At 73.7% G+C, this 23,203-nt stretch carries 22 protein-coding genes and 1 riboswitch; of the genes, 13 read left to right on the top strand and 9 right to left on the bottom strand.

Going from position 1 to position 23,203, the window contains the following annotated elements:
- Positions 1-29: 29 nt before the first annotated feature.
- Positions 30-596, top strand: coding sequence for a CGNR zinc finger domain-containing protein (locus ACFC1T_RS24925; protein ID WP_375891903.1), 567 nt, complete (start codon positions 30-32; stop codon positions 594-596).
- Between the two features lie 75 nt (positions 597-671).
- Here the strand turns inward: ACFC1T_RS24925 and ACFC1T_RS24930 are convergent, their stop codons facing one another.
- From ACFC1T_RS24930 to ACFC1T_RS24940, 3 genes are all read right to left on the bottom strand, one after another.
- Complete coding sequence (locus tag ACFC1T_RS24930) at positions 672-2,165, bottom strand: FAD-dependent monooxygenase (protein WP_375891905.1); 1,494 nt, start codon at positions 2,163-2,165, stop codon at positions 672-674.
- 162 nt (positions 2,166-2,327) lie between these two features.
- Entirely contained in the window at positions 2,328-4,028 is a 1,701-nt protein-coding gene (gene paaN, locus ACFC1T_RS24935) for a phenylacetic acid degradation protein PaaN (RefSeq protein WP_375891907.1), read from the bottom strand.
- A gap of 173 nt (positions 4,029-4,201) precedes the next feature.
- Entirely contained in the window at positions 4,202-5,479 is a 1,278-nt protein-coding gene (locus ACFC1T_RS24940) for a hypothetical protein (RefSeq protein WP_375891908.1), read from the bottom strand.
- A 188-nt stretch (positions 5,480-5,667) separates the two neighbouring features.
- Here ACFC1T_RS24940 and ACFC1T_RS24945 point away from each other — a divergent pair, with 188 nt between their 5' ends.
- Positions 5,668-6,252, top strand: coding sequence for a TetR/AcrR family transcriptional regulator (locus tag ACFC1T_RS24945; protein WP_375891910.1), 585 nt, complete (start codon positions 5,668-5,670; stop codon positions 6,250-6,252).
- Between the two features lie 10 nt (positions 6,253-6,262).
- On the opposite strand, the gene ACFC1T_RS24950 is transcribed toward ACFC1T_RS24945, so the two are convergent.
- Positions 6,263-6,724, bottom strand: a complete 462-nt coding sequence (locus ACFC1T_RS24950) for an Lrp/AsnC family transcriptional regulator (protein WP_375891912.1) — start codon at positions 6,722-6,724, stop codon at positions 6,263-6,265.
- A 149-nt stretch (positions 6,725-6,873) separates the two neighbouring features.
- Here ACFC1T_RS24950 and pdhA point away from each other — a divergent pair, with 149 nt between their 5' ends.
- The 4 genes from pdhA (at position 6,874) to ACFC1T_RS24970 (ending at position 12,217) form a co-directional block, all read left to right on the top strand.
- Positions 6,874-8,013 carry a pyruvate dehydrogenase (acetyl-transferring) E1 component subunit alpha gene (pdhA, locus tag ACFC1T_RS24955; protein WP_375891913.1) on the top strand — a complete coding sequence of 380 codons (1,140 nt, stop codon included), beginning with the start codon at positions 6,874-6,876 and terminating at the stop codon, positions 8,011-8,013.
- Positions 8,013-9,032, top strand: a complete 1,020-nt coding sequence (locus ACFC1T_RS24960) for an alpha-ketoacid dehydrogenase subunit beta (RefSeq protein ID WP_375891915.1) — start codon at positions 8,013-8,015, stop codon at positions 9,030-9,032. Before pdhA ends, ACFC1T_RS24960 begins: the two co-directional genes overlap by 1 nt.
- Positions 9,032-10,375: a dihydrolipoamide acetyltransferase family protein gene (locus tag ACFC1T_RS24965; protein WP_375891975.1), complete on the top strand. Its 1,344-nt coding sequence runs from the start codon at positions 9,032-9,034 to the stop codon at positions 10,373-10,375. Before ACFC1T_RS24960 ends, ACFC1T_RS24965 begins: the two co-directional genes overlap by 1 nt.
- A gap of 219 nt (positions 10,376-10,594) precedes the next feature.
- A complete protein-coding gene (locus tag ACFC1T_RS24970; protein WP_375891916.1) occupies positions 10,595-12,217 on the top strand; it encodes a globin domain-containing protein in 1,623 nt (540 codons plus the stop codon).
- A 33-nt stretch (positions 12,218-12,250) separates the two neighbouring features.
- On the opposite strand, the gene ACFC1T_RS24975 is transcribed toward ACFC1T_RS24970, so the two are convergent.
- On the bottom strand, positions 12,251-12,793 hold the full coding sequence (locus ACFC1T_RS24975) for an NUDIX domain-containing protein (RefSeq protein WP_375891918.1): 543 nt from the start codon (positions 12,791-12,793) through the stop codon (positions 12,251-12,253).
- Between the two features lie 114 nt (positions 12,794-12,907).
- Between ACFC1T_RS24975 and ACFC1T_RS24980 the strand changes: the two genes are divergently transcribed.
- Positions 12,908-13,330, top strand: a complete 423-nt coding sequence (locus tag ACFC1T_RS24980; RefSeq protein ID WP_375891919.1) for an SsgA family sporulation/cell division regulator — start codon at positions 12,908-12,910, stop codon at positions 13,328-13,330.
- A gap of 151 nt (positions 13,331-13,481) precedes the next feature.
- On the opposite strand, the gene ACFC1T_RS24985 is transcribed toward ACFC1T_RS24980, so the two are convergent.
- The gene (locus tag ACFC1T_RS24985) at positions 13,482-13,862 is read right to left on the bottom strand and encodes a phage holin family protein (RefSeq protein ID WP_360242972.1); all 381 of its coding nucleotides are present in this window, start codon (positions 13,860-13,862) and stop codon (positions 13,482-13,484) included.
- A 134-nt stretch (positions 13,863-13,996) separates the two neighbouring features.
- Between ACFC1T_RS24985 and tenA the strand changes: the two genes are divergently transcribed.
- The 5 genes from tenA (at position 13,997) to ACFC1T_RS25010 (ending at position 19,048) form a co-directional block, all read left to right on the top strand.
- The gene (tenA, locus tag ACFC1T_RS24990) at positions 13,997-14,665 is read left to right on the top strand and encodes a thiaminase II (RefSeq protein ID WP_375891921.1); all 669 of its coding nucleotides are present in this window, start codon (positions 13,997-13,999) and stop codon (positions 14,663-14,665) included.
- 181 nt (positions 14,666-14,846) lie between these two features.
- A complete protein-coding gene (locus ACFC1T_RS24995) occupies positions 14,847-15,047 on the top strand; it encodes a DUF5326 family protein (RefSeq protein ID WP_375891922.1) in 201 nt (66 codons plus the stop codon).
- Between the two features lie 156 nt (positions 15,048-15,203).
- Positions 15,204-15,339, top strand: a riboswitch (TPP riboswitch).
- Positions 15,334-17,148 (top strand): phosphomethylpyrimidine synthase ThiC, encoded by a 1,815-nt coding sequence (thiC, locus tag ACFC1T_RS25000; RefSeq protein ID WP_375891923.1) that lies wholly within the window; start codon positions 15,334-15,336, stop codon positions 17,146-17,148. Its footprint overlaps the riboswitch before it by 6 nt.
- Before the next feature lie 137 nt (positions 17,149-17,285).
- Positions 17,286-17,729 carry a DUF5994 family protein gene (locus tag ACFC1T_RS25005; RefSeq protein WP_375891924.1) on the top strand — a complete coding sequence of 148 codons (444 nt, stop codon included), beginning with the start codon at positions 17,286-17,288 and terminating at the stop codon, positions 17,727-17,729.
- A gap of 59 nt (positions 17,730-17,788) precedes the next feature.
- Entirely contained in the window at positions 17,789-19,048 is a 1,260-nt protein-coding gene (locus ACFC1T_RS25010; RefSeq protein WP_375891926.1) for a DUF4241 domain-containing protein, read from the top strand.
- 158 nt (positions 19,049-19,206) lie between these two features.
- Here the strand turns inward: ACFC1T_RS25010 and ACFC1T_RS25015 are convergent, their stop codons facing one another.
- Positions 19,207-19,593, bottom strand: coding sequence for a VOC family protein (locus ACFC1T_RS25015; RefSeq protein WP_375891928.1), 387 nt, complete (start codon positions 19,591-19,593; stop codon positions 19,207-19,209).
- A 139-nt stretch (positions 19,594-19,732) separates the two neighbouring features.
- Here ACFC1T_RS25015 and ACFC1T_RS25020 point away from each other — a divergent pair, with 139 nt between their 5' ends.
- Positions 19,733-20,626 (top strand): LysR family transcriptional regulator, encoded by an 894-nt coding sequence (locus ACFC1T_RS25020; RefSeq protein ID WP_375891929.1) that lies wholly within the window; start codon positions 19,733-19,735, stop codon positions 20,624-20,626.
- A 38-nt stretch (positions 20,627-20,664) separates the two neighbouring features.
- Here ACFC1T_RS25020 and ACFC1T_RS25025 read toward each other — a convergent pair whose 3' ends face one another.
- On the bottom strand, positions 20,665-21,597 hold the full coding sequence (locus tag ACFC1T_RS25025; RefSeq protein WP_375891930.1) for a hypothetical protein: 933 nt from the start codon (positions 21,595-21,597) through the stop codon (positions 20,665-20,667).
- Between the two features lie 260 nt (positions 21,598-21,857).
- On the bottom strand, positions 21,858-23,147 hold the full coding sequence (locus ACFC1T_RS25030) for a metallophosphoesterase (RefSeq protein ID WP_375891932.1): 1,290 nt from the start codon (positions 23,145-23,147) through the stop codon (positions 21,858-21,860).
- Positions 23,148-23,203 lie beyond the last annotated feature (56 nt).

The following is a 23,203-nucleotide window of genomic DNA, read 5'->3' on the forward strand; positions in this document are numbered from 1 at the left end:
GTAGAATCGGGCCGAGCCGAGGGAGAGCGATGACTGACCTGATGCCGGACCCGAGGGACCACCGACCGCTGACCGGCGAGCCGCTCGCCCTCGACCTGCTCAACACCCGCTGGTCCGGAACGCCCGTCAACGACGCGCTCACCGACGTGGAGCAGTACGGGATCTGGCTCTCCTCCAACGGGCTGACCGAGCGCTGCCCGGCCGACGCGGCCGGACTGGCGGCGATCCGGCAGACCCGCGAGGCGGTCCTGCTCGCGGCCCAGGACGCCCGCGAGCGGGGCGAGTTGGGCGAGCGGGCGCGGGCCGGGCTGGACGCGGTGCTGGCGCACGGACGGATCCGGCGGACGGCCGGGCCGGGCGGGGCCGAGGAGCGGGTCGAGGCCGACCGGCCGGAGTGGCTGGCACCCTGGCTGGCGGCCGACGACTTCCTCGCGCTGCTCGGACAGGGCGCCCACCGGGTGAAGCAGTGCGCACACGAGGCGTGCATTCTGCATTTCTTCGACGCCTCGCAGAACGGGCGCCGGCGGTGGTGCCGGATGGCGGTCTGCGGGAACCGGGCGAAGGCGGCGCGGCACTACGTGAAGGCGCGGGGTTAACCGACGACCGAACGAAGGGTCGGCGGGGGGCGGCGTCCGTGCCGCACCCGCCGACCCTTCGTCGCGGTGCCCCGGTCAGTCCTCGGCGGGGGCGCCCAGCCAGTCCGCGAGGGCCTCGCGCAGCTCGCGCTGGCCGGGGTCCACGGCACCCCAGGCGACGTAGCCGTCCGGGCGGATCAGCAGCACGGTGTCGGCCAGCTTGCCGTGCGGGTCGGCCGGGGCGGCGCAGACCAGGCGGTCCGCCCAGGGCGCGGTGGCGGCCAGCTCGTCATTGCTCACCAGGACGAACTTCCCGGCGCGCAGCGCCTCGTAGAGCCGCTCGGGCCCGGCCGGCTCGCCGTCGGCGGGCTTGCTGAGGGAGGTCAGCCGGAGGTCGGGGACGCGCTTGCCGACCTGGGGGTGGGCGCCCTTGGGGGCGGGGTAGGCGATCTCGATGCCGGAGACCATCCGGGCGCCGCGCTCGGTGAGCAGGTCGAGGTGGCCGCCGATCGCGGTGAGCGCCCCGCGCAGGGCGCGGGTGGGGGCGGACTCGGCGAGGGCGATCCGGATCAGCGCGCCGGAGGTGCGCAGCACCGTCCTGCCGACCGGGTGCCGCTCGGCCTGGTAGGTGTCCAGCAGCGCGTCGGTGGCCCGGCCGCGGACGGCGGCGGCGAGCTTCCAGGAGAGGTTGGCGGCGTCCTGGAGGCCGGTGTTCATGCCCTGGCCGCCGGCCGGGGAGTGGCAGTGGGCGGCGTCGCCGGCCAGGAAGACCCGGCCGGAGCGGTAGTGGGGGGCCTGGCGCTCGTCGCTGTGGAAGGTGGAGCTCCAGCGCACGTCGTGCAGGCCGTAGTCCTCGCCCTGGGTGGCCTGGACGATCGCGGTGAGCTGCTCGGGGGTGGGGGTGGCGCCGTCGGCCTGCTGCTCGTTGCGGTCCCAGGCGATGACCCGGTACCAGCCGTCGCCGAACGGGGCGACGAAGGAGAAGCCGGCCTTGTTGGCCCCGACGGCGATCGCGTCGGCGGGCTCGCGCTCCAGCCGGACGTCGGCGAGCATCACGGAGTCGACCACGGACTCGCCGGGGAACTCGATGCCGAGCAGCTCGCGCACGGCGGAGCGGACGCCGTCGGTGCCGACCGCGTAGCGGGCCCGGTGGCTCTGCCCGTCGGCCGTCTCCAGGGTGACCGCCTCGGCGTCCTGGCGCAGCCCGGTGACCTCGGCGCCGCGCAGGATCACGGCGCCGGCCCGTTCGGCGCGCTCCTGGAGCACCCGCTCGACGTTGTACTGCGGGGTGATCAGGACGAACGGGAAGCGGCTGGGCAGCGTGCTGAGGTCGATGCCGACCTTGTTCAGCATCCTGAGCCCGCTGAGCGGGCGGCCGGTGGCGATCAGCTCGTCGGCCAGGCCCCGGGCGTCCAGCAGCTCCAGGGTGCGGGCGTGCACGGCGAAGGCCCGGGTGAGGTTGGACTCCGTGCCGCGCTTCTCCAGGACGGTGACGCCGACCCCGGCGGCGGCGAGGTCGCCGGCCAGCAGCAGTCCGGTCGGTCCGGCGCCGACGATGACGACATCGGTTTCGGTCGGCTTCACGGCCATGTATCAGCTCCCGTTGTTCGGAGGGCGGTTACGCCGTCCCCGGCGTTCTCCCAGCCTCCATCATCGCGGGCGCCGGTGGAGCTGTGAACCGCCGGTCCCCCGGTGGCGGGTGGCCGACCGGGGGACCGGGGGTGCGGGCGGGGGCGGGACGGCCCCGCCGGCTCAGCTGTGGCGGCGGATCTCCACGGTGCGGAACCGGTTGGCGACGAAGGCGCCGTCGCAGTACGCGGAGTTCGCGGCCGGGTTGGCGCCGGTGCCGTGGAGGTCGGAGAAGGCGGCGGTCTGGTTGGGGTAGACGCCGCCGGTGAGGTTGAGCGAGAGCGAGACGCCGGAGTCCAGCGCGGCCTCGACCAGCAGGGCCTCCACCTCGGGCGAGGTGGTGTAGCCGGAGGCCGTCATGGCGCCCTTCTCGCGGACCGTGGTGCGCAGCAACTCCACGGCGGCGGGGGTGGATTCGACGGCGACGGCGAAGGAGACCGGGCCGAAGCACTCGGTGCGGAACACCGCGCGGTCGTCCGGCTTGTCGGCGTCGAGCTTGACCAGCGCCGGGGTGCGGACGGTCGCGCCGGGGAAGTCGGGCGAGACCACCGCGCGCGGGGCGAGGGCGAGTTCGCCGTACTCGCCGCCGGCCGCGGCGGCCGAGCGCTGGAGCACGCCCGGGTTGACCACGGCGCCGAGGATGGCGGCGGCGCGGGCGTCGTCGGAGAGCAGGCCCTCGATGGCGGCGGCGAGGTCGGTGACGACCTGGTCGTAGGACTTGTCGCCCTGGTCGGTGCCGATGCCGCCGCGCGGGATCAGCACGTTCTGCGGGGTGGTGCACATCTGGCCGCTGTACAGCGAGAGGGCGAAGGCCAGGTTGCCCAGCATGCCCTTGTAGTCGTCGGTGGAGTCGATGACGACCGCGTTGACGCCGGCCTTCTCGGTGTAGACCTGGGCCTGCTTGGCGTTCTCCTCCAGCCAGTCGCCGAAGGCGGTGGAGCCGGTGTAGTCGATCATCCGGATCTCGGGGCGGACCGCGAGGGTCGCGGCGACGGTGCCGCCCTCGTGCTCGGCGGCCAGGCAGACCAGGTTGGCGTCGAAGCCGGCCTCGGCGAGCACCTCGCGGGCGATCGCGACGGTCAGCGCGAGCGGCAGCACGGCCCGCGGGTGCGGCTTGACCAGCACCGGGTTGCCGGTGGCCAGCGAGGCGAACAGGCCCGGGTAGCCGTTCCAGGTGGGGAAGGTGTTGCAGCCGATCAGCAGCGCGAGGCCGCGCGGGACGACGGTGAAGTCCTTGGTCATCACCAGCGGCTCGCGCTTGCCCTGGGGCTTGGTCCAGCCGGCCTGCCGCGGCAGCCGGGTCTGCTCGGCGTACGCGTAGGCGACGGCCTCCAGGCCGCGGTCCTGGGCGTGCGGCCCGCCGGCCTGGAAGGCCATCCCGTAGGCCTGGCCGGTGGTGTGCATGACGGCCTGGGCGAACTCGTGGGAGCGGGCGTTGATCCGCCGCAGGATCTCCAGGCAGACGGCGGCGCGCTCCAGCGGGGAGGCGGCGGCCCACCCGGGCCGGGCGGCGTCGAGCGCGGCGACCAGGGCGTCCGGGCCGGCGTGCGGGTAGGTGATGCCCAGCTCGATGCCGTACGGCGAGACCTCGCCGCCGACCTGGTCGCCGTCGCCGGGGTGGCCGTCGAGGACGAAGGGCCGGCCGAGAAGGGCGTCGAAGGCGGCCTTGCCGTCGGCCGGGCCGCTCTCGCCGTAGGCCTTCGGGAACTCGGGGTAGGCGGACCAGTAGTCGCGCGTCGCGGCGGCGGCGAGCGCGGCGTCCAGGGTGGCCTGGTGGCGCTCGACCAGCTCGCCGACGAGGGGGTGGGTGACCGCTGCGGGCATCTGTGCGCTCCTCAGAGGGGAGGACGGGACACGTCACAGGGTAACCGAACGATCGGTCGGCTCAAGAGGGCGTGGGGGACGGATTCCGCCGGGAACGGGGAAGGGGCGGGTCCCGTAGGACACCGCCCCTGTGCGCGCTCGGGTGGACCGGTTGTGCGACCGGGTGGACCGGTCTACGGCACGCCCAGCTCGAAGATCACGAACCCGGCGTACCAGCCCGAGGCGATCGCGCCCGTCCCCAGGACCGTCGCCAGCACCGGCCAGCTGAGTTTGCGCATCCCCACCGCCAGCGCGATGAACAGCGGGAACGCCGGCAGCAGGTAGCGCGAGACGTTGCCGAAGATGCCCAGGCTGCCGAGCACCGAGACGATCGTGGCCAGGGTGTAGGCGGTCAGCACCAGTGGCGGGCGCAGCCGGACCAGCAGCACGATCAGCACCGGCAGGCTGAACACGATCAGGGTGGCCAGCAGGTCCGGCACCGGGAACGCGAAGGGGTAGTCGCCCCGCCCCAGCAGCACGCCGCGGATCGCCTGCCAGGTGCCCTGGCCGCCGTCGAAGTAGTGCAGCCAGGCGTCGTGCTGGATCCGGAAGTAGCCGCCCCACTCGCCGGTCCGCCAGCCCACCCAGGCCACGTAGCCGAGCAGGCCCAGCGGGGCCAGCAGCATCGCCGCCAGCGGGCGCAGCACCCCGCTCTCCCGGCGGTACAGCTCGACCAGCGCGGCCAGGCCGACGGCGCCGATCAGCGCCGCCGAGGTCGGCCGGTTGAGCCCGGCGACCAGGGTGACCGCCCCGGCCGCGACCCACTGCTTGGTCATCGTGAAGTAGCAGGCCCAGGCGGCCAGCGCGACGAACAGCGAGTCCGAGTAGACGGCCCACTCGGCGCCCGAGCCGGGGGCGATCGCCCAGATCCCGGCCGCGATCACGCCCGCCCGGGGGCCGGACAGCTTCTCCACCACGGCGTAGATCCCGGCCGCCGCGAACAGCGAGGCCAGCACCGAGACCAGCATCCCGGCGCCGTACAGGCCGAGGCCGGTGGCGTCCGAGGTGAGCCGCATCAGGCCGGGGTAGAGCGGGAAGAAGGCCGCCGAGTTCTGCTCGATGGTGAAGCCCGGCTGGCCGCCCGGGATCGGGACCAGCGCCGGGTGGTAGCCGAACTGGGCGACCTGCTGGTACCACCAGCCGTCCCAGCTGGCCAGCACGTCCCAGGGGTTGGTGCCGCCGCCGAAACGGGCCGGCTTCTTCGCGTAGTCGCCGGAGAAGGAGAGCAGCTTCATGAAGACGGTGAAGCCGACCAGCTTGAGCACGGCGTAGCACCACACGGCCGGTCCGAACCGCACCACCAGGGCCCGGGCGCGGTCCTGCCAGGTGGGGGTGACGCCCGCCGGGTCCTCGCCGCGCTGGTCGGGCACGTCCTCGGGCAGGTCGGAGGAGACTGCCGGTATTGCGTTCATCAGCTGCGGACCCCAGCCTGCTGGACGTGGACGATCGTCCGCAGATTCTAGGCGGTCCCCCCTCCGGATGGTGTGGACCAGCTCCGGCCGGTGTGGACCGGCTCCGGACGGTGCGGACCGGCTCCCTCCGGAGCGGACCGGCCGGACCCGATCGCGTACCCCGCTCGGCGGCCGGGGATACTCGGAGGATGGCCGATCACACCACGCGCACCGCCTACACCGTCGAGTCACTGCTCGCGGTGACCGTCGACGTGTTCAACGAGCGCGGATACGACGGCACGTCGATGGAGGACCTCTCCCGGGCGGCCGGGATCTCCAAGTCCTCGATCTACCACCACGTCCGCGGCAAGGAGGAGCTGCTGCGGCTGGCCGTCGGGCGGGCGCTGGACGGGCTGTTCGCGATCCTGGCCGAGCCGGAGGCGGTGGCGGGCCCGGCGGTGGAGCGGCTGGAGCACGTGGTGCGGCGCACCGCGGAGGTGCTGCTGGCGGAGCTGCCGTACGTGACGCTGCTGCTGCGGGTGCGCGGCAACACGGCCACCGAGCTGTGGGCGCTGGAGCGGCGGCGGGACTTCGACCACCAGGTGGCGGAGCTGGTGCGGGCGGCCGTCGCGGACGGCTCGCTGCGCGGGGACGTGGAGCCGCGGCTGGCCACCCGGCTGCTGTTCGGGATGATCAACTCGATCGTGGAGTGGTACCGGCCGGGGTTGAAGGCGGCCGACGGGGTCGCGGACGCCGTGGTGCACCTGGCCTTCGACGGGCTGCGGGCGCGCTGACCCGGCGGGCCTAGTCGGGGGGCACCTGGTCGGTCTCCTCGAACACCAGCATGGTTTGTGTACCGAGCACCTGCGGGATGGACTGGATCCGGTTGAGGACCAGGTCCCGCAGGGCGTGGTTGTCGGCGGTGTGCACCAGCAGCAGGACGTCGAAGTCCCCGCCGACCAGGGCGATGTGGGCGACCCCGGGCAGCGCCAGCAGCTGCTCGCGCACGGTGCGCCAGGAGTTCTGGACGATTTTCAGGGTGATGTACGCGGACGCGCCCTGACCTGCCCGTTCGTGGTCCACCCGGGCGGTGAAGCCGCGGATGATGCCGTCCTCGACCATCCTGGAGATCCGGGCGTAGGCGTTCGCCCGGGACACGTGCACCCGCTCGGCCACCGAGCGGATCGAGGCTCGACCGTCCTGCTGCAGCAGCCGCAGGATCGCCCGGTCGACCCGGTCGAGTCTGGACATCTGTTCAGCCGACATGACCCCCCACCCTCGCCGATTGGACACACTGCCACCAGTCGACCGCCGCTCGGGCCGAATGTCCACCACCTTGTCACGCTTCTGGTCAAGATGAACAGACGACCGAACAATCGGTAGGGAGCCCCCGCCACCCCTGGAGGTGCCCCGAGATGACCGTTCTCGACCACAGACACCACACCGGTGTGCCCGGCTGGATGCCCGGGGCCACCGCTCCGCGCACGGATCCGGCCCCCCTTCTCCCGGACGTCTCCCCCGTCCGGGTGCTCGGCACCCCCGCGTTGGAGAAGCAGGACCCGGCGCTGCTGCGCGAGCTCTACCGGCGACTCGTCGTCGGCCGGCGCTACAACCAGCAGGCCACCACCCTGACCAAGCAGGGCCGCCTCGCCGTCTACCCGGCCTCCACCGGGCAGGAGGCCTGCCAGGTCGCCGCCGCCCTGGTGCTCGGCGAACGCGACTGGCTGTTCCCCAGCTACCGCGACACCCTCGCCGTGGTCTCCCGCGGGGTCGACCCGCTGGAGGCGCTGACCCTGCTGCGCGGCAACGCCCACACCGGCTACGACCCCCGCGCCAGCCGGACCGCCCCGCTCTGCACCCCGCTCGGCACCCAGGCCCCGCACGCCGTCGGACTGGCGCACGCCGCCCGGCTGCGCGGCGAACCGGTGGTCGCGCTGGCCATGCTCGGCGACGGCGGCACCAGCGAGGGCGACTTCCACGAGGCGCTGAACTTCGCCGCCGTGCTGCGGGCGCCGGTCGTCTTCCTGGTGCAGAACAACGGCTACGCGATCTCCGTCCCGCTCAGCGCGCAGTCCGCCGCACCCAGCCTCGCCCACAAGGCGGTCGGCTACGGCATGCCAGGCCGACTGGTCGACGGCAACGACGCGCCCGCCGTGCACGCGGTGCTCGGCGAAGCCGTCGAGCGGGCCCGGGCCGGCGGGGGCCCGACCCTGATCGAGGCCCTCACCTACCGGATCGAGGCCCACACCAACGCCGACGACGCCACCCGCTACCGCACCGAACCCGAGGTGGAGGCCTGGCGGGAGCACGACCCGATCCTGCTGCTGGACCGCGCACTGCGCGGACTCGGCGTCCTGGACGACGGGCTGGTGCAGGACGCCGCCGACGAGGCGGAGGCGCTGGCGGCCCGGATGCGGGCCGAGTTCCACGCCGACCCGGAGCTCGACCCGATGGCCCTGTTCACCCACGTCTACGCCGAGCCGACCCCGCAACTGCGGGAGCAGGCAGCCCAGTTGGCCGCCGAGCTGGCCGCCGAAGCCGAGGTGCAGCACTGATGTCCACCGCTGTTTCCGCCCCTGCCGCCGGTACCGCCCGCACGGCGTCGATGGCGCAGGCGCTCAACTCCGCGCTGCGGGACGCCCTGCGCGAGGACCCCACCGTCCACGTGCTCGGCGAGGACGTCGGCGCGCTCGGCGGGGTCTTCCGGATCACCGACGGGCTCACCGCCGAGTTCGGCCCCGACCGCTGCCTGGACACCCCGCTCGCCGAGGCCGGCATCCTCGGCACCGCGATCGGCATGGCGATGTACGGGCTGCGCCCGGTGGTCGAGATGCAGTTCGACGCCTTCGCCTACCCGGCGCTGGAGCAGCTGTTCTCGCACGTCGCCAAGATGCGCAACCGCACCGGCGGCAAGCTCCCGCTGCCGATCACCGTACGCATCCCGTACGGCGGCGGCATCGGCGGCGTCGAGCACCACAGCGACGCCTCCGAGGCGTACTACACCAGCACCCCCGGCCTGCACGTGGTCACCCCCGGGACGGTCGGCGACGCCTACGGGCTGCTGCGCGCCTCGATCGCCTCCGACGACCCGGTGGTCTTCCTGGAGCCCAAGCGGCTCTACTGGGGCAAGGACGGGTTCGACCCGTCCGCGCCGGTCGAGCCGATCGGCCGGGCCGCGCTGCGCCGCACCGGCACCTCCGCGGTGCTGATCACCTACGGGCCCTCGCTGCCGGTCTGCCTGGAGGCGGCCGAGGCCGCGCAGGCGGAGGGCTGGGACCTCGCGGTGCTCGACCTGCGCACCCTGGTGCCCTTCGACGACGAGACGGTCACCCGGGTGGTGCGCTCGATCGGCCGGGCCGTGGTGGTGCACGAGGCCAGCGGCTTCGGCGGCACCGGCGCGGAGATCGCCGCCCGGGTCACCGAGCGGTGCTTCCACCACCTGGCCGCGCCCGTGCTGCGGGTCACCGGCTTCGACATCCCGTACCCGCCGCCGATGCTGGAGCACCACCACCTGCCCGGGGTGGACCGGATCCTGGACGCGGTCGCCCGGCTGCAGTGGGAGGACCGAGGATGATGCCCGTCGTACGGGAGTTCCGGCTGCCCGACCTCGGTGAGGGACTCACCGGGGCGGAGGTGGTGCGCTGGATGGTCGAGGTCGGCGAGGTGATCGCCGTCGACCAGCCGGTGGTGGAGGTGGAGACGGCCAAGGCCGTGGTGGAGGTGCCCTGCCCGTACGGCGGGGTGGTCACCGCGCGGTACGGCGCGGAGGGCGAGGAGATCGCCGTGGGCGCGCCGCTGGTGACGGTCGCGGTGGCGTCGGCGGCGGGGGTGGGCGAGGAGCTCGCCGCTGCCGGTGTCGTTGCCGCTGTCGCCGAGGTCGAGCGGCCGTTGGTCGGGTACGGGGTGCTCGAGAGCAAGGGCGGGCGGCGGCGCCGGGTCGGTGCGGTTGCTCCCGTTGCTCCCGGTGCTTCCGTTGTTGCGGCTCCGGCTCCGGCTGTGGCTGTTGCGGCTGCGGTGGCGCCGGTGGTGCCGGTGGCTCCGGTCGTGGTGCCGGTGATCTCGCCGTTGGTGCGGCGGCTGGCCCGGGAGCAGGGGGTCGATCTGACCGCGCTCGCCGGGAGCGGGCCGGACGGGCTGATCATGCGGGCGGACGTCGAACGCGCGGTCGCGGCCAAGGCGGCCGGCCCGGTGGCCGCTGCGGCGGTCGCCGCGCCCGTACCGGCCGGGCCGGACACGGTCGTCCCGCTGCGCGGGCTGCGCAAGGCGGTGGCCGAGAAGCTCGGCCGCAGCCACCGGGAGATCCCGGCCGCGACCTGCTGGGTGGATGCGGACGCCACCGAACTGATGGCACTGCGGCGGCAGTTGAACGCCGCCCCGGGCCCGAAGGTGAGCGTGCTGGCGCTGCTGGCCCGGATCTGCACGGTCGCGCTGGCCCGCTTCCCCGAGCTCAACTCCAGTGCGACGGAGGACGGTTCGGGCATCGTGCGGCACTCGGCGGTGCACCTGGGCTTCGCCGCCCAGGGCGAGCGCGGACTGGTCGTCCCGGTGGTCCGGGACGCGCACACCCGCAGCACCGAGCAACTCGGCGAGGAGCTGGCACGGTTGACCGGGGCGGCGCGCGTCGGGTCGCTGACCTTGGCCGAACTGACCGGCGGCACCTTCACGTTGAACAACTACGGGGTGTTCGGTGTGGACGGGTCCACCCCGATCCTCAACCACCCGGAGGCGGCGATGCTCGGGGTCGGTCGGATCGTGGCCAAACCCTGGGTGCACGGCGGGGAGTTGGCGGTGCGCGAGGTGACGCAGCTGTCCTTCACCTTCGACCACCGGGTCTGCGACGGCGGGACGGCGGGCGGGTTCCTGCGGTTCGTGGCGGACTGCGTCGAGCAACCCGGGATGCTGCTGCGGCAGCTGTGAGCAGGGCGGGGTCGCCCTGGGTGTGCTGCTCGGCACTCAGGGCGACCACCGATCGTGTGAGAGTAGCGCGTTCCCCGGCCGGGTGTCCGGGCTTCCCGCGATTTGTCGGATGAGCAGTTCGGGCGTGCCACGCTGCCTAGGCGTCAGCAGAGACAAGCCAGGTGGTGGCGCAGGCCGGCCGGAGGCGAAACGATTCTCTTGGTTACTCGAAACGTAGCGGTGAAGTCCCGCAGAACACTTCTGATCCGCACCGGGCACGGCTCGGCGGGGGCCGCCTCCGTCCCGGGCCTGCCGGAGGCGGAGCCCGCGCGGCCGCCGATGCCGCTGGACCCGCCCGACCTGCCGCCCGCGTCGGTGGCGGAGCCCGTGCCGCTGGTGGAGCCGGTCGCTGTGGCGGAGTCCGCGTCGGTGGCGGCCCCGGTGCGGACCGGGCCGGTCGTGCCGCCGCCGCCCACCGAGCCGCCGATCGTCCCCGCGCCGAGCTACCCGGAGACGTCGTCGACCACGGGGACCGCCCCCGCCTTCCAGTCCCTGTTCGTCGACGCTCCCAGCCTCAACTGGGCCGGTCCGGGTGACAGTTGGAGCGACGCCTGGGCGGTCCAGCACCAGCCTGCGTCCCAGCTCCAGCCCCAGCCGCAGGCCCTGGCCGCTGCCCCGACCGCCGCCGTGCCCGCCCCCGCCACCGGTGTCGACCCGACCGAACTCCCGCTCACCGCCCAGGACATCGCACTGATCCGGGACAGCCTCGCGCTCGTCGAACCGGTCGCCGACCGGGCCACCGCGCACTTCTACGCCCTGCTCTTCCTGCAGCACCCCGAGGTCCGCCCGCTCTTCCCCGCCGCCATGGACGTCCAGCGCGACCGGCTGTTCCGCGCCCTGCTGGCCGCCGCCCGCGGCGCCGAGGACCCGGTCGCGCTGCGCACCCGGCTGAGCGAACTGGGCCGCGGCCACCGCCGTTACGGCACCCTGACCGGCCACTACGCCCCGGTGGGGGAGTGCCTGGTGCAGGCGCTGGCCCGGTACGCGGGCGGCCGCTGGGACGCGGCGACGGAACTGGCCTGGCGCCGCGCCTACCGGCTGATCTCCACGATCATGATCGAGGCCGCCGAGGAGGCCGCCCGCACCTCGCCGCCGTGGTGGCAGGGCGAGGTGGTGCGGCACGAGCAGCGCACCCGGGACGTCGCGGTGCTCACCGTCCGCCCCGACCAGGCGTACCCGTTCCGGGCCGGCCAGTACTGCAGCCTGGAGACGCCCTGGTGGCCGCGGGTCTGGCGGCACTACTCCTTTGCCTCCGCCCCTCGCCCGGACGGGCTGCTGGTCTTCCACGTCAAGGCCGTCCAGGCGGGCTGGGTGAGCAACGCGCTGGTGCGCCGGGCCGCCCCCGGGGACGTGCTGCGGCTGGGCCCGGCAGCCGGCGGGATGACCGTCGACCACGCCTCCGGTCCCGATCTGCTCTGCCTCGGCGGCGGCACCGGCATCGCGCCGATCCGCGCCCTGGTCGAGGAGGCGGCCGAGCACGGCGCCTCCGGCCGCAGCGTCGAGGTGTTCTACGGGGCCCGCAGCGCCGCCGAGTTGTACGACCTGGACGGGCTGCGCGAGCTGGCCGGGCGGCTGCCCTGGCTGACGGTGCGGCCGGTGCTGTCCGGCACCGGCCCGGCCGGGGGTGCGCTGACCGGTGAACTTCCCGAGGTGGTGGGCCGGTTCGGCCCGTGGGACGGTCGGGAGGCGGTGCTCAGCGGCCCGCCCGCGATGGTCCGGCGCGGGGTCGGGGTGCTGCTGCGGGCGGGGCTGCCGGCCGAGCGGATCCGGCACGACCTGGTCGGCGAACTGGCGGCCGGGTAGCGCCGGGCCGGCGTCGGGGACCGGCCCCGGGGCTCAGCCGAGGTCGGGCGCGAGGAGCGCGCGGATGCCCTCGATGTTGGCCGCGAGGTACGCCCGGAGCCGGGGCGGGACGACGTTCACCGAGGTCACGCCCTCGCGGGTGAACGGCAGCCGGACCACCTCGTACTCGCCGTTCGGGTCCGTCACCTCGGGACCGTGCCGTCGGCTGAGGTCCATCGAGGCCAGCCGGCAGACGAAGAAGTGCTGCACCTTGACCCCGTGCGGGTGCAGCGGGGTGCCGTCGTCGTGGTGGGTGTGACTGATGGTGTCGACGAAGGCGGGCACCACGTCCACGACCTTGCCGCCCAGTTCCTCGTCCACCTCGCGGTGCAGCGCCTCGACCACGGTGCGGTCCTCGCGCTCGACGCCGCCGCCCGGGGTGATCCAGTACGGGTGCGGCGCCCCGGGCCGGACCCGCCGGATCAGCACGATCGAGGCCGGACCGTGCGGATCGTCCGGGTCCAGCTCCAGCAGGATCGCCCGCGCGGTCCGTTTGACCACCGGGCGCGGCGGCGGGGTTCGGTTGTCGGGGCCCATGGTGACCTCCGGGGCTGGAGCGTTGTGCGTGAGTCTCCCCGCGGAGGGAAACGGTCGAAACCCCGGGAAAGGGTCGAAACACCGGCAGAAGAGCAGAAGAGAGGTACCGGCGCCATGCAGCACAGCACTGTCCAGGGGCACCTGGCGATGAACCTCGTGGTCTCGCCCGAGCTGTCCTTCCGCACCGTGGTGGACCTCGCGTACGAGGCGGGCGATCCCTACGCGGTCCGGTTCACCTTCCACCTGCCCGGTGACGCCCCGGTCACCTGGGTGTTCGCGCGCGAGCTGCTGCTGGACGGCCTCGGCGGCCCGTCCGGCGAGGGCGACGTGCGCGTCCGGCCGCTCGGCGGGGAGCCCGCCGAGGTCCGCATCGCGCTGTGCTCCCCCAACGGGCACGCCGTGCTGCACGCCCCGGCGGCGCCGCTGACCGCCTTCCTGGCCCGGGCGGACCGGCTGGTGCCGGTGGGCGGGGAGTCCATCGGGAAGGAGCTGGACGCCGAGCTCGCGGACATCCTGCGGGGGTGCGACGCGGGGTGAGCGGGTCGGGCCGGGGCGCGCCGGGTGCTCGGTGCGCCCCGGGGGCGACGGCCGGGGACCCCCGGGGACGACGAAGGGGACCGTGCCCGGTGGACCACCCACCCGGGCACGGGCCCCTTCCACGGCCGCGTGCGACACCGCGCACGACGGATCAGTCGTCGTCCAGGGCCAGGTGCAGACCCCAGGAGACCAGGCTGATGATCAGTGAACCGACCAGCGCGGAGCCGAAGGTGGACACGTGGAAGTCCAACTCCAGCTTGGTGGAGGCCCACGAGGTGAGCAGCAGCATCAGGGCGTTGATCACGAAGGTGATCAGGCCCAGCGTGAGGATGAACAACGGGAACGAGAACAGCTTCACGACCGGCTTGATCAGCCAGTTGATGAGGCCGAAGACGACGGCGACGCCGAGCACCGTCAGCGTCTTGTGCTGCCAGTCGGCCTTGCCCTCGGCGAGTTGGATGCCGCTGACGATCCAGGCGGCGACCCAGATGGCCGCCGCGTTGATCAGTGTCTTGATGACGAAACCCTTCATGCCGCCCAAGCCTGACAGGCGGCCCGCTCCGGGGGAAGCTCCCACCGGACGAGTTGGTGCCGAACGCCCCTGGTCCCGGAGGCGGACGCGACGGAGCCGAAGGGCGGGGGCGCAGCCGTCGTAGGGTCGTGGGCATGACCCGTAGCCTCAGCGAAGAGCTCTGGGCGTCGATCGAGCCGATCTACGCCGAGATCCTCGCCCACCCCTTCATCGGCGGCCTCACCGACGGCACCCTGCCGCGCGAGGCCTTCCGCCACTTCGTCGTCCAGGACTCGCACTACCTGCGCGACTACGCCCGCGCCCTCGCCGTCTGCGCCGCCAAGGCCCCCGGCGAGGCCGACGTGCGGGCCTTCGCCGACGACGCGGTCGGCGCGCTCGCCGCCGAGCAGGGCATGCACGCCGAGTTCCTGACCGCCTTCGGCGGCACCGCCGAGGAGGCCGCCGCCGAACCGGTGCTGCCGACCACCCGCGCCTACACCAGCTACCTGCTGGCCACCGTGTACGGCGGGTCCTTCGCCGAGGCGCTCGGCGCGGTGCTGCCCTGCTACTGGATCTACGCCCGGGTCGGCGAGGCGCTGCTCGCCCAGGGCTCCCCCGACCCGCTGTACGCCAAGTGGATCGCCACCTACGGCGACGAGGCCTTCCAGTCCGTGGTCCGCCGGGTGCTGGCGCTCACCGACCGGCTCGGCGAGGAGCTCTCGGCGGCCGAACGCCGCCGGGTGGTCGGGCACTTCACGACCACCTCGCGCTACGAGTGGATGTTCTGGGACGCCGCCTGGCGCGGCGAGCGCTGGCCGGTCTGACCCGTCCCCCCGCCGTTTCTCGGGGGTCCCCCCGGGGGGTGGGATCGGGGTGATCTAGGGGTTCTCTCCGGGCCGAAGGCCCTCGTTCCGCCGCTTCCGCCGCCGTAAGCTCGAAGCATCGAAAGCAAGCGGGATGCGGTTACCGGACGGCGGCCGACCCGAGGGGAGAAGAGGAACCGACATGGCTGAGCTCTGGAAGTCGCTGCCCTCCTGGGTGCGCAACATCGTCATCCCGGTGCTGGTCCTGGTGCTGGCCTGGAACGTCATCGCCTTCGTGTTCGGCGTGGTCGGCGCCCTGCTGAGCATCGTGATCAAGCTGCTGGTGGTCGTCGGCATCGCCGCCGCCGTGGTGATCCTGGTCAAGAAGGCCGCCAAGAACTGACCCCGCTCCGCGCACCGCGCGGAGCACCTCCGGAGGCCCGGCACCCCGTTCGCGGGGGCCGGGCCTCGGCCGTTCCCCCCGCGGATCCGTTTCGGGGACCGTCTGGACCTGCGGCGATCGGCTCGCTACCGTGTTGGCGTCATGTGCAGGCAACACCGCCTGCGACGCGGGAGCTCGGAGCACCGGGCTGAGAGGACGCTGACCGGACCGTCGACGGACGGACCGACGGCTGCGTCGACCGCAGGAACCTGGACCGGGTAATGCCGGCGTAGGGAGTGAAGGTCAGATGACCACGTTCGAAGCACAGCCGCAGCCTGCCCGCAGCACGCCCAGCAGCGAGCGCACCGGCTACCCCACCCCGGCCTGGCGCAAGGCCTACCGCGACGGATCCCGCCCCGACCTGCGGGCCCCGTACCGCGAGGTGCAGCTCACCAACGGCCGGACCGTGCCGCTGTACGACACCTCCGGCCCGTACACCGACCCGGCGTACGAGCCCGACGTGCGGCGCGGGCTGCCCGCCCTGCGCGACGCCTGGATCCGCCAGCGCGGCGACGTCGAGGAGTACGACGGCCGCGAGGCGCGCCCCGAGGACGACGGGATCAAGCACACCTCCCCGCGCGGCGGGAACCTGCGCAACCTGGACGCGGTCTTCCCCGGCCGCCCGCGCCGCCCGCTGCGTGGCCGCGGCGGCGTCGCCGTCACCCAACTCGCCTACGCCAAGCGGGGCGTGGTGACGCCGGAGATGGAGTTCGTGGCGCTGCGCGAGGGCCTGGAGCCGGAGTTCGTGCGGGACGAGGTGGCCCGCGGCCGCGCCGTCATCCCGGTGAACGTGAACCACCCCGAGGTGGAGCCGGCCGTCATCGGCACCAACTTCCTGGTGAAGATCAACGCCAACATCGGCAACTCCGCCGTCACCTCCTCGATCGAGGAGGAGGTGGAGAAGATGACCTGGGCCACCCGCTGGGGCGCCGACACCGTCATGGACCTCTCCACCGGCCGCAACATCCACACCACCCGCGAGTGGATCCTGCGCAACTCCCCCGTGCCGATCGGCACCGTGCCGCTCTACCAGGCGCTGGAGAAGGTCGACGGCAGGGCCGAGGAGCTCAGCTGGGAGGTCTACCGCGACACCGTCATCGAGCAGTGCGAGCAGGGCGTCGACTACATGACCGTCCACGCGGGCGTGCTGCTGCGGTACGTCCCGCTCACCGCGCGCCGCAAGACCGGCATCGTCTCCCGCGGCGGCTCGATCATGGCGGCCTGGTGCCTGGCGCACCACCAGGAGAACTTCCTCTACACCAACTTCGAGGAACTCTGCGACATCCTGGCCGCCTACGACGTCACCTTCTCGCTCGGTGACGGCCTGCGGCCCGGCTCCATCGCCGACGCCAACGACGAGGCCCAGTTCGCCGAACTGCAGACCCTCGGCGAGCTCGGCCGGATCGCCCGCGAGCGCGACGTCCAGGTGATGATCGAGGGCCCGGGCCACGTCCCGATGAACAAGATCAAGGAGAACATGGATCTCCAGAAGGAGATCTGCGACGAGGCGCCGTTCTACACCCTCGGCCCCCTCACCACCGACGTCGCCCCCGGCTACGACCACATCACCTCGGGCATCGGCGCCGCGATGATCGCCTGGTGGGGCACCGCGATGCTCTGCTACGTCACGCCCAAGGAGCACCTGGGCCTGCCGAACCGGGACGACGTCAAGACCGGCGTGATCACCTACAAGATCGCCGCCCACGCCGCCGACCTCGCCAAGGGCCACCCCGGCGCCCAGGCCTGGGACGACGCCCTCTCCGACGCCCGCTTCGAGTTCCGCTGGGAGGACCAGTTCAACCTGGCCCTCGACCCGGAGACCGCCCGCGACTTCCACGACGAGACCCTCCCCGCCGAGCCGGCCAAGACCGCGCACTTCTGCTCCATGTGCGGCCCGAAGTTCTGCTCGATGAAGATCTCCCAGAAGATCCGCGACGAGCACGGGGACGGCTCCACCGCCGTCACGACGGACTTCGACGCCGAGGCGCTGGCCGGCATGGCCGAGAAGTCCGCCGAGTTCGCCGCCCAGGGCAACAAGGTCTACCTCCCCCTGGTCGACTGACGCGCTGACCGGCGCCGGGGGAGGCTGCGGCGGAGTAGCGTGGGGGTAACCGAGGACATTCCGAACACCGGCAGCAGCGCCGACGTCGCCCTGGGTGGTGATGGGTCCCGCGTGGACCGGACGGGCGGCTCCGTATGATGCCGATTCCTCTCCCCAGCTCGTTCGCCTCCGGGCCGTGGCCGGTCCCGGGCGTCCCGTTGCTCCCGCGGCTGGAACTGGAGCCGACGATGACGCGGGACGGCGTCTTCGACGGGGCCTGGTGGCCCCGTTCGGACCGTGTCCTCGCCGAACTGCCGGACCTGATCACCGCACTCGGCGCCCACTTCGGACGGATCGTCCGGGTCGGCCTCGACACCTCGGCCTGGGACGGCGTGCCCAGGTCGGTCGCGGCGAACGGCCTGACCGTCAAGATCAACTGGTTCCCCGGCAGCGACGCGACGATCAGCATCACCCGGGGCTTCCAGGACCACTTCCTGCTGCTGGTGGTGCCGCCCGGCACCGCCCCGGCGACGGCGGCCGCCGCGATGGCCGGCGCCTCAGCGACCGGGAACCACACCCCGGCCGCGGAACTGCTGCACTGAACCGGGCTGTCGGCGGGCTCCGGTACCTTGCTCGGACCGATGAGCGAGGAGGCGTGCGGGTGAGCGGTCCGGTGGTCGAGTTGGGCCATGCCGAGGGGTGGGACTTCGCGGCGGGTGCCGCGGTGGGCGCGTTGCGGCCGCAGGAGGCGCGGGCCCGGGACGCGGCGGGCCTGCCGTACGTCGTGGTGTACCGGAGCGCGGGGCGTTCGGTGCCGCTCGAAGTGCGCCTGGTGTCGTGGCGGGACCACTACGCGGGTGTGTGGGTGTACGACGAGCACGGGCGACGGGTGGAGCACCTGGAGCTGCGGCTGCTGGAGGAGGGCCGGCTGCTGCGGAGGTACCACGAGCGCTGGGGCTACTCGGGCCCGGAGGCACCGGAGTTCGACCGGGTCGCCGACCGGATGGCGGTCGAGCTGTTCCCGGGCGGACGGGGCCGGGTGTCGCACCGGCCCCGAGGGGACGCCGGGCCCAGGACGGTGACCGTGCCGAGTGCCTCCGAGGAGGAACGCTGGCTCCGGCGGCCGGACTTCGACGACTGGCCGCTCCTCTCGGCCGACCGGTGGGGGCTCGACGGCACGGTCCGGCCCACCGCGGCGCCGCTCACGGAGCCGGTGTCCGCAGCCCCGGCGGAGCCGTGGCTCCCGCCGCGCCCGGGCGGGCCGGGGGACCTCCCCGCCCTGTTCGTGCCCGGCACCCGGCTCACCACCAGCGATCACCGGGAGAACATGGTGGTGCTGGAGCCGAAGGACGGCCCACGCCTGCGGGTCCCCAGCGGCCGGCTGGCGGTGGCCGATCCGCTCGACACCGGGCGGCCGGACATCACGGTCGAGGTGCCGCCCGGCAGCTACCCGACGGAGGTGGCGACGATCGGGTTCGGGTACCACTGCGAGTTCGAGGGTGCCTGGGTCGAGCGCACTGAGACACCAGCGCTCCGGCTGCGGGTGGGCGACGGACCCGTCGACTCCTGGACGATGGCCCTCGGGGAGGGGCACGACCTCAGGCTGCTGCGGGACGGCGAGGCGTACGGGTTCAGCACGGACGGCGCGACGGGGTGCTTCGCGGACGCCGGGGCCTGGCCGGTCCTCCAGAAGCGGTTCCGGCGCGCCCTGGTGGACCGGGACGACGAGGCCGGTGAGGACCTCGACTCCGGCTCCGGGTTCTTCCTGCGCACCGTGGACGAGGAGTCGGGCGCGGACCTGCTCGCGTTCGCCACCGACAGCGACGGCACCCACCCGGTGTGGCTGGGCCTCGACGGGTCCGGGGGCGTGGTGTGCGTCATCGTGCAGGTGGACTGGCTGCCCCATCTGAAGGTCGTCTGAGCGGCCCGGACGAGCGCCCGGACGAGCGCCCGGACGAGCGCCCGGACGAGCGCCCGGACGAGCGGCCCGGGACCAACGGTCCGGACGAGCGGTCCTGAGGCGTACTGCGGGTGCCGACCCGGTCCTCCCCCGAGGGTCCGGGGCGGCACCCTGCTCTTTCAGCCGGTGGTGTCCTGCGGGTACCAGCGGAGTTCGACGGTGTTGCCGTCCGGGTCCTGGACGTAGAGGGAGGTGGCGGTGCCGCGGGCGCCGTAGCGGGGGCCGGGGCCGTCGAGGACGGTGAAGACGCCGGAGTCGACGACCTCCTGCCAGTCGAGGGGCTCGACGGTGAGGCAGATGTGGTCGACGTTGGACTCGTGGCGGGGGCGGTGGAAGAGGTCGATGATCGTCTCGCCGCTGACCCGGACGGAGGGGAAGGAGACCTTCCCGGCGCGCCATTCGTCGACCCGGACGGGCGCCAGGCCGAGCAGGCCGGTGTAGAAGGCGAGCGACCGCTCGATGTCGGCGACGTTGAGGACCAGGTGGTCGAGGGCGACGACGCGCATGGTGATCGGCTCCGGTGGTGTGGGTTCTCGTGCGGTGACGGGGTCAACGATCCTCCGGCCCGGGGCGGTCATCAATGGCGGATCACCGTACGATCGTTGAGCCCGGTTAAACGATGCCGGGTCGAAGGGGTGGGGCGGCATGCTGGAACGGCTGGAGACCGAGGTCTTCCTCGCCCTGACCGAGGAGCTGCACTTCGGGCGGACCGCCGAGCGGCTGCGGCTCAGCACCGGGCGGGTCAGCCAGGTGGTCAAGGCGCTGGAACGCCGGATCGGCGTGCCGTTGTTCGACCGCTCCAGCCGGTCCGTCCGGCTCACCCCGGTCGGGCGGCAACTGGCCGCGGACCTCGCCCCGGTGGTGGCCGCGATGGAGGAGGCGGTGCGCCGGGCGGTGGACGCCGGGCGCGGGGTGACGGGTGGGCTGAGGGTCGCGTTCCTGGGCGAGTGGACGGCGCCGGTGCTGTTCAGGGCGGTGGCGCTGTTCGGCGAGCGGCACCCCGAGTGCCGGGTGGACGTGCGGGAGGTGCAGCTCTCCAACTCCCGGGCCAGCCTGGAGGACGGCTCGATCGACATCCTGCTGGCCTCCTACCCCTTCGGCGGCATGGCCGTCGGTCCGGTCCTGCTCAGCGAGCGGCGGCTCCTGGCGGTGCCGGCCGGGCACCCGTTGGCCGCCGAGGCCTCGGTGTCGCTCGAAGTCCTCGGGGACCACCCGGTGGTGCAGTACCCGGCCGTCACCTCGGTCGGCTTCAAGCGGGACCGCACCCCCGACCGCACGCCGTCCGGCCGTGCCGTGCCCAAGGGCCCGTCGGGCAGTACCTTCTCCGAGATGCTCAGCCTGGTCGCCCTGGGCCGGGGCGTCCTGCCGGTCGGCGAGCACTGCCGCCGCTACTACCCGCGCCCCGACCTCGCCTACGTCCCCATCCACGACGCCCCGCCGATCGAACGCGGCCCGGTCTGGCTCCCGGGCAACACCACCGAGCGCGTGCGCGCGTTCGTCCGGGCGGCGGCCGAGGTGGCCGCCGCGGCAGGGAGGTAGGGCGCCCGGCGCGGCTGCCGACGGGCTTCCGGGCGTGGTCAGCCGACCTCGTCCGGGCCGGTGAAGTCCGGCGGGGTGTAACCCGGGCCGGTGAAGTCGGGCGGGGTGAAGGCGGCCGGGCGGGGGCTGCGGCCCTGGGGGTCGGTGATGCCGTCGGGGCCGGGGCTGGTGAAGGCCGGCGGGCTGTAGCCGGGGCTGGAGAAGTCGGGGCGGGTGAAGTCGGGGCGGGTGGGTTCCGCGCCGGCGGCGTCGGGGCCGGTGTCGTCGGGGCCGGTGAAGTCCGGACTGGTGAAGTCCGGGCTGGTGTAGCCGGGGGCCGGGCGGCCGGCGACGGCGGGCAGGTGGCCGTGGAGGTAGGGCAGCAGGCCGCGTTCGCGCAGGGCGGTGCGCCACTCCGCGCGGGCGGCGCCGAGTTCGGCGGCCAGCTCGGGGTCGGTGCCGGCCGGGACGGCGGCGGCGCCGTCCCGTAGGGCGGTGAGCAGCAGGCCTATGACACCGACGGCCATGGCGGCGACCCCGGCGGCGAGCGCCACCCAGCCGGCGGTGACCATCGCGCGGGCGAGCGCGAGGCCGGAGTCGGCGGCGCGCATCAGGTAGCCGACCAGCAGCAGGACGAGGGCGGCGGCCCAGGCGAGGATCGGGGTGAGCACGGTGAGGACGGGGAACAGCCCGGCGCCGCCGTCGGCGGAGCGCAGCTGGCTGAGCAGGCCGGGGGCGTACGGTTCGACGTCGGCCGGCGGCGGGGGCGTGGCCCGCAGGGTCTCGCGCAGCGCGGTGTAGTGGGCGTACTCGGTGGCGGCGGCGGTGTTGACGGCGTCGGCGTCGCGCAGGGCGAGGGCGCGGAGCTGGTCGGTGCCGAGTGCGCCGGGGGCGCGCAGGGCGGTGAGGACGGTGCGGTCGCGCAGGGCTTCGGCGAGGAGGCGCTCGTACTCCGGGCGGTCCTCGGCTAGCAGCGGCGGGGGGTTGGACATGGGGACCCCGTTCATGCGGACCCCCGGCCCGGCGGCGAGGACGCGGGACCGCATCGAGGACGCGGGACATCCTCAGGGCGCCGGGGCGGGCGCGGAGGCGGGCCGCCGGACGGGCGGCCGGGTGTGGTGTGCCTCATGGTAGGGGCGGGTGCGCCCGTGCTGACAGTCGGTTTCCGGAATTTCGCGCCCCGGCCCGCGCGCGCGTGGGGACGCGAGCGCCGGGAACAACTGTTCCAGTGGTGCCGACGGGTGGCTGAGCGTCAGATCGGCAGCCGCGCGACCAGCAGCCGGCCCTCCATGGTGACCCCGCCGTCCATCGCCACCGCCAGGTCGTCCGCGTACACGTACGGCCCCGGGATGTGCGGTGGCTGCCCGTCGTCCGCGTGCACGGCGCCGGTGAGGTACGGGATCGGGCTGTGCCCGTGCACGACCCGGCTGCCGCCGAAGGTGTCGAGCAGCTCGTGGACGGCCATCGGCCCGGCGTCGCCGCGGAAGGCGAAGCGCTTGGTGAAGCGGCGGAAGCAGTCCCACCACTCGTCCACGCCGCCGTCGGCGAGCAGGCTGTGCACCGCGTCGTTGACGTCCGGGATGGACTCGCCGTACTCCAGGTACGCCGTGGTGTCGGAGTGCAGCAGCAGGTGGCCGTCCTCCAGGCCCATGGCGGGCAGCCGGGAGAGCCAGCTGATGTGGTGGGCCTCCAGCCGGTCCAGGTCGTTCTGCTGGCCGCCGTTGAGCCGCCAGGCGGCGAGGAAGGAGGCGGTGCCGGCGGTGGACTGGACGGGCTCGTCGCCGTACTTGGCGGCACCGAGGAAGAGCAGTTCGTGATTGCCCATCAGGGCGCGGCAGTAGCCGCCGGCCGCGGCGGCCTCCGCGGCGAGCTGCATGACCAGGTCGATGACGCCGATGCCGTCCGGGCCGCGGTCGGTGAAGTCGCCGAGGAACCAGATCCGGGCGCGGCCGGCGGACCAGTGGCCGCCGTCGTCGATCAGGCCCTGGTGGTGGAGTTCGGCGCGCAGCTCTTCGAGGTAGCCGTGCACGTCGCCGACGACGTAGACCGGGCCGGGGGGCTCGCCGGGGCCGGGGGCCGGGTACGGGTAGGTCGGCGCGGAGGGGTCGGGCAGCGGCGGGCCGAGCTCGATGGTCGGCGGGTCGTCGCGGTCGGTGAGCTGGTCGCCGAGCTGGTCGGTCAGCTGGTCGCCGAGCTGGTCCGCGAGCTGGAGGGCCGGGGAGGGCTGGTCGGGCAGGGTGGGCTCGTAGCCGGTGTGGTCCTGCTGCCCGTAGCCGCCGCGCTCCTGGGGTTCGTAACCGCCTTCGTAGCCGACCTGGGCGTGCACGGTGTGGCCCTGCCCCTGGCCGTCGTGCCAGTGCTGTTCCAGGTAGCGGGCGCCGCCGTAGCCGCTGTAGGTCTCCGCTTCGTACGGGGTGTCCTGGTAGCCCTGGGCGGGTTCGGGTTCGTAGTAGGTGCCGTACGGCAGCACGTCGAGGTCCGGCTGGTGGCGGGGGCCTGAGTGGGGGTGCTCAGGTCCGGGGAAGCGGTCCTCGGGTGTCATTCGCCCATCATAGGAAGACCACTCTCCCGCCGTCGTCACCTGGTGGGTATCCAATC

This window comes from Kitasatospora sp. NPDC056076, assembly GCF_042266305.1.
Lineage (GTDB): Bacteria > Actinomycetota > Actinomycetes > Streptomycetales > Streptomycetaceae > Kitasatospora.